At 42.1% G+C, this 11,796-nt stretch carries 12 protein-coding genes; all 12 read right to left on the bottom strand.

Annotation, left to right across the window (positions count from 1 at the left end):
* Window positions 1-16: 16 nt before the first annotated feature.
* On the bottom strand, window positions 17-1,165 hold the full coding sequence (locus V1225_RS05155) for a hypothetical protein (RefSeq protein WP_338547714.1): 1,149 nt from the start codon (window positions 1,163-1,165) through the stop codon (window positions 17-19).
* Window positions 1,166-1,182: 17 nt separating this feature from the next.
* Window positions 1,183-1,464, bottom strand: coding sequence for a type II toxin-antitoxin system YafQ family toxin (locus V1225_RS05150; RefSeq protein ID WP_161908411.1), 282 nt, complete (start codon window positions 1,462-1,464; stop codon window positions 1,183-1,185).
* A complete protein-coding gene (locus V1225_RS05145; RefSeq protein WP_161908410.1) occupies window positions 1,454-1,726 on the bottom strand; it encodes a hypothetical protein in 273 nt (90 codons plus the stop codon). Before V1225_RS05145 ends, V1225_RS05150 begins: the two co-directional genes overlap by 11 nt.
* A gap of 302 nt (window positions 1,727-2,028) precedes the next feature.
* A complete protein-coding gene (locus V1225_RS05140) occupies window positions 2,029-2,349 on the bottom strand; it encodes a hypothetical protein (protein WP_161908409.1) in 321 nt (106 codons plus the stop codon).
* Window positions 2,346-3,419: a hypothetical protein gene (locus tag V1225_RS05135; RefSeq protein ID WP_338547713.1), complete on the bottom strand. Its 1,074-nt coding sequence runs from the start codon at window positions 3,417-3,419 to the stop codon at window positions 2,346-2,348. Before V1225_RS05135 ends, V1225_RS05140 begins: the two co-directional genes overlap by 4 nt.
* A complete protein-coding gene (locus tag V1225_RS05130; RefSeq protein ID WP_161908407.1) occupies window positions 3,416-3,895 on the bottom strand; it encodes a hypothetical protein in 480 nt (159 codons plus the stop codon). The genes V1225_RS05135 and V1225_RS05130 overlap by 4 nt, the downstream gene beginning before the upstream one ends.
* Before the next feature lie 21 nt (window positions 3,896-3,916).
* The gene (locus tag V1225_RS05125; protein WP_338547711.1) at window positions 3,917-6,151 is read right to left on the bottom strand and encodes a CD3337/EF1877 family mobilome membrane protein; all 2,235 of its coding nucleotides are present in this window, start codon (window positions 6,149-6,151) and stop codon (window positions 3,917-3,919) included.
* Window positions 6,148-8,637, bottom strand: a complete 2,490-nt coding sequence (locus V1225_RS05120) for an ATP-binding protein (protein WP_338547710.1) — start codon at window positions 8,635-8,637, stop codon at window positions 6,148-6,150. The genes V1225_RS05125 and V1225_RS05120 overlap by 4 nt, the downstream gene beginning before the upstream one ends.
* Window positions 8,634-9,095, bottom strand: coding sequence for a TcpE family conjugal transfer membrane protein (locus V1225_RS05115; RefSeq protein ID WP_338547709.1), 462 nt, complete (start codon window positions 9,093-9,095; stop codon window positions 8,634-8,636). Before V1225_RS05115 ends, V1225_RS05120 begins: the two co-directional genes overlap by 4 nt.
* 10 nt (window positions 9,096-9,105) lie before the next feature.
* A complete protein-coding gene (locus V1225_RS05110) occupies window positions 9,106-9,447 on the bottom strand; it encodes a TcpD family membrane protein (RefSeq protein ID WP_161908403.1) in 342 nt (113 codons plus the stop codon).
* An 11-nt stretch (window positions 9,448-9,458) separates the two neighbouring features.
* Complete coding sequence (locus V1225_RS05105) at window positions 9,459-10,343, bottom strand: conjugal transfer protein (protein WP_338547708.1); 885 nt, start codon at window positions 10,341-10,343, stop codon at window positions 9,459-9,461.
* 13 nt (window positions 10,344-10,356) lie between these two features.
* Window positions 10,357-11,796 carry an FtsK/SpoIIIE domain-containing protein gene (locus V1225_RS05100; protein WP_338547706.1) on the bottom strand — a complete coding sequence of 480 codons (1,440 nt, stop codon included), beginning with the start codon at window positions 11,794-11,796 and terminating at the stop codon, window positions 10,357-10,359.

Genomic DNA, 11,796 nt, shown 5'->3' with positions numbered 1-11,796 from the left:
TACAAACGATATTCAGTTAATACATGAGATAGAAGTGATAACCTCTTCTATTTTCTAGCCCACCATCAGCTTTTCGATAATACAGAAAAAACCAATCTGTTCCAGTCCAACCAGCTTCCGAGTATTCGTCCGCAGGTTCCCAGATAAGGTAGTTGGCTTTCATCTCAGATTCAATTTCCGCTTTAATGCAGCCTTTCAATTGCTTCATCACTGTTGCTTTAGACCAGTAAGGACTGATGTATTTCGGAAAGATTGCAGACCAGGAGCTATTTTCTGGAGTTTTTTTTGCTTCTTTTGCATCTTCATACTTCATTGTATAGGTGCTTCCTTCAGAACCCGTATACGGTTCCAGTTCATCCGTTGCCGGATTGTATTGCATCCGCCTTCCTTCAATGCTCTCGCCATAAGCAATCAGTTCTGGCATCAGTTCTTCCATCGTCCATTCAGGTTCAAACTCCTTCGGCGAAGAGAACAGACCGTACACTTTTTTCCCGGATACAATTTTATAGGCTCGAACCTTATATTCGTAATTGTAATACGTGCGAAAAGACTTTGTCTTATCAGTGTAGTAAGTCTTTGCCGTTGTGTAAATCTTGCTCCACTTGTTCTTGCCAACTAAGGTTCTATATACCTCATACCCTGTTGCGCCGCTTACTGCGTTCCAGCAGGTCTTCGGTGTTCTATCGTATGGTCCCTCCTTATCACTGCCACCAAGCGTTACTTTTGTAATCACTGCTTTATTCGGTCTAGCATAAGTGCTGGTGACAGCAGAATACTTAGTGTAGTATGTGGTTTTTCCAATCTTCTTATATCCTCTGACCTTGTAGTAATAGGTCTTTCCAGTGGTTCTTCCGGTATTGATATAGGAGACAGTTTTTGCGCTGGTCGTAGTTCTCACCAGCTTGTAGCTTCCGTTTTTGGAAGTCGCACGATATACTTTGTATCCGTCAACACCCTCAATCTTACTCCAAGTAGTTTTAATTTTTGTATAGCTGTAGCTTGCAGCTTTAAAATTCTTCGGTGTGATTGCTTTTACTTGCGATGCCGTCAGTTTCACTTCTGTTGGAGCTGGTTCTGCAGGAGCCTGATTGTCTGCTGCGAACGCTGGAACTGCCATCGTCAGTACCAATGTTAAGGTAATAAGCAATGTAATTAACTTTTTCACTTCCATTCTCCTTTTCTTTAAAACAAGTCACTATGGCTTCCAGTTCTAGTGAGATATAAAATCAGTTCATCATTTGAAATTTCATAAATCAGAAGCCAATCCGGGGTTATATGACACTCCCGACAACCTTTGTAGTTTCCAGTAAGATTATGATCCTTATACTTCCTGGCTAATTGTTCTCCTGCAGCAAGGGCATCAACTACATCCCCCAATAGCTTAATATCATATCCTCTTTTTATGGCTTTTTTTAAATCCTTCTTGAAAGTTCCGGTTTGAACGATTTTGTATTTAGTGCTCATTGTCCATTTCCCCTTCTACTTCACGCAGAAGTTCAGCAAAAGAATCATAAGTTTTTTTGTTAGGATCAGCCTTTAATGCTTTTACTTCTTTCATCGCTAAAATGGTATCAGCATTAGGTGTTCTATACTCAACCACACTTTGCATATACCGTACCAAATTTCCTTTTACATTCTCTCCATTCATGGCAACAATTCCTTTGTAGGTGTTATACAGTTCCCTATCCATTGAAAATGAGCAAGTGACCTTTTCTTTCTGATTCATAATTTTTCCTCCTACTCTTTTCACTTAGTTGTCTTTGTTTACTCAGTAGCCTTAGTAAGAGTATATTTGATTTTTGTAAAACTGTCAATACATATGCAGAACTATTTCATTACCTACAGTTTTTACACCGCAGACTTCTCCCCGAAACCAACTTATCTGCTCTCACCAAGTACACTTGCTGACACTTTTTACATCGACAATAGTAAAACGATTTCTTTCCGTTATTTCCAGCAAAGGTCAAGACTTCCCACATGCCAAAGACTTTGCCCTCTAGTGGTATACGTTTCATAAATTTTGTCCCCTTAATTCCAAAATACCAGAAAATCCGGCAAATATGCTGTTATCTCATCCAATATCTCTTGAAACAGGAACAGCATTTCCGTACGTGGCTTGGGATAAAGCATTGCAAGCACCCCAATTGCAAAGAAAATCAGCATGACGACAGTTAATAATTTTCTTCCCCAACTGCTCACTATTTCGATGAAGAACTGCCATGAAGATAATTTTACAATATTAACTGTTTTATCATCCTCTATATTATACTTATCTCGTAATGTTCTTTGTACTTCCTCCTCCTGAAGTTGTTTCTCGTATTCTTCTACAAATCCTTTTTGAAACTTCATCGTCTTTTCTTCCTCCAAAGCCTGTTTTTCTGTACTTTCTCTACTCTTACTTCAGACACAGTTTCTGTCTTTGCTAAAGCATCAGCCATCATTTCGGCAAAATAGAAGTTCTCCTCCGCTGCAAATGGATCAGGAAGCCAGGTTGCAAAATAGGTCACGTCCGACCGGCTGCCCATTCGCGCTTCAACGTCTTGTTGTTCGTCTGTGCTGCAGAAATTAAAAAGATACTTAGTATTCTGGTTATAAACCTGCTGTACTGCGTACTGCAGCTGATCAATTTCATTTGGTTTTGTACCGGCAACTAAAACTTTAATATCCTTCTCCAGCCAGGTAATCTGTTCTCGCGATTTCAGCTCATGAATATCTCCAAAATCATAAATATAAAACAGATACGGCATTCTCAGTGCTTTGGGAACACTGCCAGGATTGTAATACATGTCTAATCCTTCATAAGTAACTTTCCCTTCGGCAACATCATCCACTGCAGCGATATAAGTTGCTGCCAGCTGACGGATGTAATCAGATCCGTTTAATTCAATGTATGCTGTCTTGTAACCTCGGTCATTAAGATATTTTGCAAGACTCAGTGCATGGGTCGTTGTTCCAATCCTTGGCATGATTCCTAAAACTGCAACTGTTGTTTTCCTTTTCTGCATTGCAGATTTCGCCCCCGCTGTTCGATCCACCTCTATACTATCCTGCAGCAGCTGATAGTCAAACTGCTCCGGATATGCTTCAAGATATTCCGGAATGCGATAAAGTTCATTTATCTGAATAAAAGCCATAACTCCGCACCCGGCAAGACTCAGAATCAGTTTTTTATCCACGTTTAAATCTGTAACGATGCAAATCACCTTCACCCGCATTTGCTGTGCTCTCTGGACGAAATGGAGGCTTTTTTCTGTCGAGAGCATTGTATTTATGACCGCAAAATCTGCATCCACGAATTCCAATACTTCCTCTACGATCTCAATATCATCATTTTCCTCCACCACCTCCACTTCATCGAACTTTTTAATTTGATCAGAAATCTGTTCATGACCAGCAGCAAGCACAAGTCTGTATTTCATAAGGCACTTCCTTTCCATATATTAACCAGCTCACGCCTTGACGATCTCCACATCATCATGAGCATTTCGCTCAGTGGTTTCGTTCTGTTCTTTCTTCTTGCTTTTTTTACGCTCTGCAGTCCTGTTTCGGAAGGCACCAAAACGCCAATATTGTACAAAATCTCCTCTTTGATTGTCTCATAAACATCTTTCGGCATAATATAGTAATTGTAATCGCCGATAAAGTTGTGTCCGTTTTTAGAACGAAAATCCTCTACTGAAGATTTAATTTCATAACAGTAAACATCACCTTTTTCAATACCTGATACCGAATTGTTTACTGGTTTAAAAAGCATATAATCCACACGGCTGGCATAACCCATTGCATAATCGAAGGTAACCTCTCTGGCCCAATATATGCGCGGATCATTATGTGGATCAATATATCGCTCTGCAACAGCCGATAAATCTGCAGTTATCTCAGGTCTTTTACTCATGTTCTCTCACCTTCTTCCCAATTACTGCTTCTCACCCATATTGTTCCGCAATATCTGATTTACTGCAGAGTAGCTAACCTGTTCCTCGCTACTGAACTGACTTACAACCTCCTCGCCATACTTAGAACACATCTTTTCATAGTATTTCTCACCTTTTTCTTCACCGAATTGTTCTTTGAAAAAGCTTAGTCCTTGTCGTTCAGCCTGCACTGCAGTCGATTGCTCCGCCACAACATCGCCAACATTTTCGTGCCCTTTATGAATGTCTGAATCTCGGTAATCGGATGCTGCGGCCACAACGCTGTCTGTATTGTTTACTCGCAATTCTTCCTGCGTTGTCTCCGACATATAATCCATCACACTTTGCGGTCGAAGTTCCTCTTGCCGAGAAAGATTTCTATCCCCGCTGTTCCGTTCCTGCGGATCTCCAATCAGATCGTCCATGCTGCCCCCAGCAGCTTCTGTGCGCTGCAGTATGCGAGCAGTTTTTAAAATATCTCGATCATCAAACATCGAACCGCCACCAAGTTCCCGGATTGCATCTGTTCGCTGCACAAAATCGCTGTATTGCGCCAACTCTCCGCTTTCCTTCGCAGTCCTCTCCGATTTTAATTTCGATAACTGATAATTCTGCTCCAAAATTTCTTCAGCTTTTTTATAATCTTCACCAGTGAAATATTCACCTTGGAGCACTCTTCCCTGCATTTGCTGCAGACCGTTATTATCTTCAGACTGCTGCACCTGTTCTGAAGATCTTCCCGTATCATGACCATCCTGCTGCGTCGCATCAGAAGTCTCTCTGGTGCCTGACCTATCTTCCCGGCGTTGCCCTGCATCCATCTGTCTACGATACCGTCGTAACTCTTCTTCAGACAAATACTCATTAGTTCTTCTATTCATCCGATCTTCTCGCCGCTCTCTTTCGTCATCTTCCTCATCATCCATCTCTCGCTCCTGACCACGCCGCAAATCGCTTAGTTTATCTTTTAATCCAGTCAATTCCGAATAAGTTCCATGAGCAATATCTCCAGCAGCACCCACTACCTTTCCACCGGACGTACCCAGGAACAGTTCCGCGATTTCTTTACGTTTAAGTGCAACAATGAGACACATAGATAGCATCATAAACAAAACAGGCAGCAGTCCATAAGTTGCAGTCGCGGTATACAGGAAATTCATAATGATGAACAGGATTGCCATAAAAAACACCAAAATGATTTTTACAGCCGAAGACGACAACAACTTCAGCGCCCATCGTCTCAGCAGGCGTGTACCATAACCAGGAATCAAAGCTAAGACAAAGATGAATGTGCCTAAAATCGCTAAAAATAGTACAAAAAACTGATATCCCAGGATTAACACTGAAAATCCTAAGATAATAATCAGCAGTAAAAGATCAAAAATGAAAAAAATCAAGGCAAGTCCGAAGCGCTCAATCTGCGCTGCCGTATTTCCCTTTGTTAACCCGGGCTTTTCCAGCTCACTGATATAGTCAAGCCTTTCATCAGAATCAACCTCCAATGGCAAAATTGAAGCCTCATGATTCTGTGCCTGTTTCATGCTTCCAAACTCTAAATATTGCCATTGCGAGTGTACCATCACATTAAAAATTAAAACCACAGATTTATCCCCCGCTGTTGCCTCATCTGAATCTTCATCAGTTAGCGTGTCGTAGGGTGCATCCATCACGGTAGATGACAACTCTGTTGTAATACCATTCAACGTACTGAGTACAAACATCGGTCGTGCATAAAAGAAAAGCCCCACTGCAATAATCATTGTTACCGCAAGCAAACCGCTAATTACTTGGGAATGCCGGTTGCGAAGCAGCTGAACCAGAAAATAAAATGCAGCAATAGCAATGAAGTAAGTCGCATAGCTGTCAAAGACAATCTTTCGCATGCTGTTAAAAAACGGCTCAATGAAATCACGAATCAGATTATAGATATCAACACCCAAGGCAAATCGCGTTGCAACAGCCGTAAGGCATCCTATATTTTTGCTCCACCCAAAGATACCATTAGCAAGCATATTAAAAATCACTGCGCCTGGACTAGATAAAATCGAGACATCCTCCATATCCAGATAATAATTATCACGATACTCCAAAAAACTGCCTTTTGCCTTTACTTCATCTAATGCTGCAAAAATACCGTCATCAGCCTTACCATTATCTGTATCTGCAGCATATGCTGCCACTGTATTCAATGCAATAATTAAGACCACGCACAAAATGAATTTCGCATACTTTTTCATGATGCGTCACTCCTCGTTTTTTCTTCGCCAGGTGTTGTATCAAAAGCATCTATAATATCCTGCCAGATTACATCAAAGCGCAGCACTCCGACATGCCCTTCAAGATCCTGAAACAAGCATGTACGGTTTGGCAGCTTCATGACAAGTTCTACATTTTCATCTGTAGCTTCGAGATTTAGAAACTGCAGAGATTTTATAATTTCTTCTCTTGTCTTTGCTTTGAAGCAGAATTTATAGGTAATTGCCTCCCTTAACCCTGGGCTATCTACATCTGACACACTATGACCGATAAAAATGGCGCTGGCATAAAGAGATCTTCCCATTCTAGCTAAAGAGTTCGTCAACTTTTTTCCCATCTGAGTCGTATTCAGCGCCCAGGATTCATCAAACACAATGATATCAAATTCGCTTCGGTTTGCAGCTGCAAATTTCATACAGAAAGAGGCAATCGGAAGCATCAGCACTGTCGACAATCTTTCTTCTTGCGTGTAGTCCTGCTTGGGCGTCTCCGCGTTAGGCATTGTCATATTTTGGATCTGAAGGATATTAATCTTTTTAGTGAATCTCAATCCGTCCTCATCTCCGTATCCAAATAAAAGCTTCGCCATACCAGCGCGACGTAACAATTGAATCTTTCTGGCCAGATTCTTTGCTACCGGCTTCAGCTCATCTTCATCAGGAAAATCTGCCAAGATCTCTGCAAGCAGATTCATACATGGTTTCCCCGCTGTTATTCGAATCTGATCAATTGCTGCCAGAATTGCCGTATATTCCAGATCCTTTGAAGTAATACCAAAATACTCGCATAAAATATTTGTTGCCAGTTCTGCTGCCTGATTGATGTCATCCCGATAAATGATAAACGGATCTAAACTACCCTGTCCTTTATCATCCGGCGATAAGGTAATAGTGGAAATTTGGTCAGCTAAATACGGCAAACAATCTTTCCATCGATCACGATCGCCTTTCGGGTCAACGATTAAAACCTTTGCACCCGCATACAGCACATTGAGATACGCAAGCAAATTGGCGTTAAAGCTCTTGCCTCCGCCCAGGGTTCCCCAGAAAAAGGCTGATGCAGAGTTATTAAGCCTACAGGCACGCGCTAAATCTAGAAATACAAGCTTATCCAAAACGCCTGTCGTACCGATATACGGGCCTAAATTATCCCCTAAAAGCCGTGTTACAGCAAACATAGAACCAGCTACTGTTCTCGGCGGCAGCGGTATGATGTAATCCGTCATATACCTGCCAGCTCCAGGAATGCATTCCATAAAAAGCTTGAACTGATCGGTCATAGGTCTCTCCACCATGAATTGTTTGTCCTCATATCGTTCTCGAACAAATTTGGCATGCGCTTCCATCAAATCTTTGTCATCGCTTGCGATACAAAATGTAACAGACACCTTGCACAGCGGATCTCTTGTACGCCGCAATTCAGCCTCCAGTTGATTCGCTTCGCTGGCTGCAGCCCTAAGTTCATCTGGGATCCGAGCTGACTGTGCCACATGTTCCTGCTGTGATTCGATTTCTTGCTTCTTTCCACCAATTTTTTTGAGAGATTCTCGGTACTCAATCGTCGTAATATGTGCACAAACTTCTGTCGCATAAGGATAATCTTGCAAGAGTAAAAGCCACTCGCCACCTGGAAAGATCATACCATCCGGAACCGATGCCATTGACAAAAATGTCTGGTACGATATCGTCCCATCCGTATTTTCACAAGTGATATACCGATGTTCCTTTGGATTAATCAAAGCCTCGGACAACGTTAAAACATCCGTCTGTAGGGGACGAACTGCCTTCTCTCCATCCTTCAATATAGGCGCTGCAGCAGGCTTCCATGCAGAACCATCTACGTTCTGTCTAACTTTAACACTGCCACTCACGCCTCGTCGGGTCAAACGCCGATACAACCACTGCACCGTCTCCACGGATGCTGGTTCCATGCGGATTCTTCGATTCTGGGATTGATAGTAGTTTACAGCAACCTCTTTATACGCCCGTATGTCGCTCTCTAGGATGTCCTTCTGCTCAACATCGAACAACTCATTGATTGCCTTCATGGGCTTTTTGATCAGCTCTTCAAAATTCCCCCCGCTGATCCTCTGTCGCTCCAACTTTGTAAGCAAATAGATGTTATAGTCATTCGTCGCACCGTTGTCCTTAATCTTTTGCTCCAAATAGTGCATCGTCCCCTTTGCATGCGCGTGTGATGCTGCATATAACGGATCACTGCGATCCATCGCGTCCATCAGCGCCTCTTGATGTTTCCTGATATCCTGCGCAACCGGAATAATCAGAAGCTGAGCTTCTTCCCCGATGTTGGAAATAAACCTTGTCACACGGTTTAAAAGCATGATCTTTTTGTCCTTAGACAGATAGTCATAACTTACACCTAGAATCTGATAGCAAGCCCAACATTCACCGCGTTTGTTAAAAATCAAATTTTCCTCAAAATATTTGATTGGAAACTCGTAATTCACTTCCCCCGCCTCCTCTTTTTCTTTTCAGCGCTGCTACTCTGTAGCCTGGCATCAATCATGTTAATGACTTCCATGCCACGGTAAAGTACGTCTTGAAAACAACCTTCCGCATATTCATGACATGCCTGAAACTTCGATAAATATGCGGGCAAGAGCATGTACTCTAAATAACCCATCGCAAACTTATGCGGAGGCTTACCGTCAAACTTCATTTTTGTAAAAAATTTCATCACTAGAAACGGGAAAGCTCCATACCGAAGCACCCAGGGAATCGTCGTAATAACCGGTATTTTAGATAAAATAACCATGAATACAAGTCCCAATACAAAAAAGAGCAGATCGTTTGCCGCAACTGGAATCCAAAGTTTTAACGAATCAATTGAGTACAGCTTCTTCTCATACTGCCAAACTGTAGCGTAAGAACGCAGCACTATGATACGGTCTTCATCTTTTGCCATCACACACTCCTTATATCATGTTAAACAGCTTTTCCCCAATGCCCTTCAGCGACTCTGGAGAAGCGATCAAGAATAAACATAATGCACCTAAGACGATAAAAAGTACCATCTGCACCCATGCCTTCTTAATCAAAAATCTGACAATCATAAATGCGCAGACAGCCAAAGCGATATACCAAATTTGATCTAATGCCCACTCGCCGAAATTTTTTCCAGTCTGAAGTTCACCACCAGCCGCAAATGCCGGCGCTGTCATACAAAGAATCAGCAGCGCTGCAGCTATGAAGACAACTGCCATTCTCATAATCATATTTTTTCTCTCCATTTTTTTGTTTAAATAATTGATATTCATTTCTCATCCTCCTAAATTCTCGTATCTATTTTCGTAACGTAGAACCGATCCCCATCCTTTTCAGCTGTCAGATACAAATGCTGCGACAGGATCACTCCGCTGTTTGCCACTTTAATTCTCACATCGATCACATAGCTGTCAGTTTCTGCGATATAGACTGCTCTCAAGGTATCAATGCTACCAAATTCCATGCCATCCACAGTATTTGTAATACCGCTTCCCTCCGACACATAATACATCAACTCACCGTCACTGCCTCCATAGTAAACTTTGCAAAAGCTCTCTATGACAGACGTAATCTGATCCTTCTCATGATTGGAAACCTCTGTTCCATTGAGCGTACCTGACGCAATTCCAACATCAGCCACCTCCAGATTCGGTACAATCTGCGGATACTCATCCACAGCGTACTGTCCTCCACTGGATGCTACAGGCACTTTCAAACTGAACTTACTGTATCTTTTTCCAAACTGTATCTCCGTCATTACCGTGACATTGACATGGCTTTCATCAAGCAGCTGCACATCCACTGCATTCACAGCAATAACAGCAATCGTTACTCCTTCTTCTGGAGCATCGATCCGAAGATTCTTTGCTGTATAAGATGCAATTCTGTTCTCATAATCACCACCAAGTTCTCCATCAAAAGTGAGATACTCTCGTACAAATTCTTCGGCAAACGCCATGGATCCGTCTCTTAACTTCTGTTCGGCACTGACAGTTTCCATGTACATCTCCATCGCTTCACGCTGCTTTGATATGGTGTTTCCCATGATGATGTCTGCAGCGCCTTTGATAAAAATCAATCCCAACATGGTCCAGAGCAGTACCTTTCCTGCTGTTCGTAGCTTCGTGGATCTAACTTTAGTTACTTTAATTTTTTTCTGCTTTTTCACTTCTGCCTCCTTTCTAAAAGCCCCTGTATTCATGATCCGCTTCAAAATTCTTCAGGTCCTCATATTCGTCATAATCTTCCTCGGCTTTTTCAAATCGAAATGAATCGCGACTCTTCTCCTCGTTAAGCAGCATCTTCCCCCGCTGATAATTCCCTGGTCTGATGTCTGCGTCTTGAAAATTGTATGCCTGAAACTCCCAAGTATCTGCGCCCACAGAATACATAAATCTACCGAGCGTATCTCCAAGTTCAGCGGCTTTCGTATTACCAAGAACCATTTCAGATGCTTGAGAATCAACCATTCTTCCACTGATTCTGATTGGTAAATTGTTCTTAATTTGTCCAACGATAACCTTTGCATCAGGACGCTGCGTGGCCAAAAGCATATGTATTCCCGCCGCGCGAGAAAGCCTTGCCAAAGATGACATTTCTTTTTCTATTTCATAAAATATAGCCTTGTCAGCTGCCTGCAAACCAGTCTTATCCAGCATCTCTGCAATTTCGTCACATACCAAAACAACCCTGGCTAGCTCATCATTAGGATATCTCCGATTATACTCTGACAGATTCTTAGTTCCCGTTTCCCGGAATAAATCAAGCCGCATCATCATTTCTCGATTCAAATCTTTCAGAAGTTCCAACGCGTCCTGCCGTCTGGCAATGACTTCGCCAAAGCTTTCAAAGGCTGAAAACTCAATGCCACCCTTGAAATCAATCATATACGGTTTAACGCCTTTGCGGATACACTGCCAGAATAAACACCGTAGCGCTACAGACTTGCCCGATCCGGTGACGCCAGCAATCAATGCATGAGGATATTTATCCAAATTGAACTCCACTGGTCCCAGCAAATCCTCGCCTGCAATAATAACGAACTCTTTATCGCTAATGCACTGATCTGCCCATAGAAGATTTGTGCTGAGACCGTCGCTACTGGGAACAATATGCATTTTAATAATCTGCTTTGTATGTGCAGGAATTTCAAACTTTACAATGTTGCAATCAAAAACAGTCTCCAGTTCCGATTTACGACTCCGCCAGTCCGTAATTGTAAGACCAGGAGATCTAAATGACAAAATAACTTTCTTACCATCAACATCCTTACCAATCTGTTCGGGATACTGTCCTTGACGATTGCAGAACCTGATTGATGCAAAGGCCTCCGCAGCATCTGTCGTCTGCCCTTCCATCCTGCTAAAACCATACAATGTCAAAATTGGTATCAACCAAATCAAATGAATTGCCATTGTAAAAACATTAAATTCTCCTTCCGGAAAAATCTTTCCCAAAATGATATCTCGTAAATAGAAAATCACCCCACAAGCCAGGGTAACCAGAATAAATACCAGAATCAAATTTGGCGCTCTAATCATCTTTTTTATCCCATCACCGACACCTCTAATAAAGGTTTCCGCACCGGCTTCTACCTGCCGGTCAAACTTGCTCTGATTCAT

It is taken from the genome of Emergencia sp. JLR.KK010, assembly GCF_037018265.1.
Taxonomy (GTDB): Bacteria; Bacillota; Clostridia; order Peptostreptococcales; family Anaerovoracaceae; genus Senimuribacter; species Senimuribacter intestinalis.
This window is presented reverse-complemented; position numbering and strand designations above follow the sequence as displayed.

Excerpts from the sequence above, each read along its gene's own strand:
- V1225_RS05150 (WP_161908411.1), bottom strand. The coding sequence starts at position 1,464 with ATGAGCACTAAATACAAAATCGTTCAAACCGGAACTTTCAAGAAGGAT.
- V1225_RS05145 (WP_161908410.1), bottom strand. The coding sequence starts at position 1,726 with ATGAATCAGAAAGAAAAGGTCACTTGCTCATTTTCAATGGATAGGGAA.
- V1225_RS05140 (WP_161908409.1), bottom strand. The coding sequence starts at position 2,349 with ATGAAGTTTCAAAAAGGATTTGTAGAAGAATACGAGAAACAACTTCAG.
- V1225_RS05135 (WP_338547713.1), bottom strand. The coding sequence starts at position 3,419 with ATGAAATACAGACTTGTGCTTGCTGCTGGTCATGAACAGATTTCTGAT.
- V1225_RS05130 (WP_161908407.1), bottom strand. The coding sequence starts at position 3,895 with ATGAGTAAAAGACCTGAGATAACTGCAGATTTATCGGCTGTTGCAGAG.
- V1225_RS05125 (WP_338547711.1), bottom strand. The coding sequence starts at position 6,151 with ATGAAAAAGTATGCGAAATTCATTTTGTGCGTGGTCTTAATTATTGCA.
- V1225_RS05115 (WP_338547709.1), bottom strand. The coding sequence starts at position 9,095 with ATGGCAAAAGATGAAGACCGTATCATAGTGCTGCGTTCTTACGCTACA.
- V1225_RS05110 (WP_161908403.1), bottom strand. The coding sequence starts at position 9,447 with ATGAATATCAATTATTTAAACAAAAAAATGGAGAGAAAAAATATGATT.
- V1225_RS05100 (WP_338547706.1), bottom strand. The coding sequence starts at position 11,796 with ATGAATCAGAGCAAGTTTGACCGGCAGGTAGAAGCCGGTGCGGAAACC.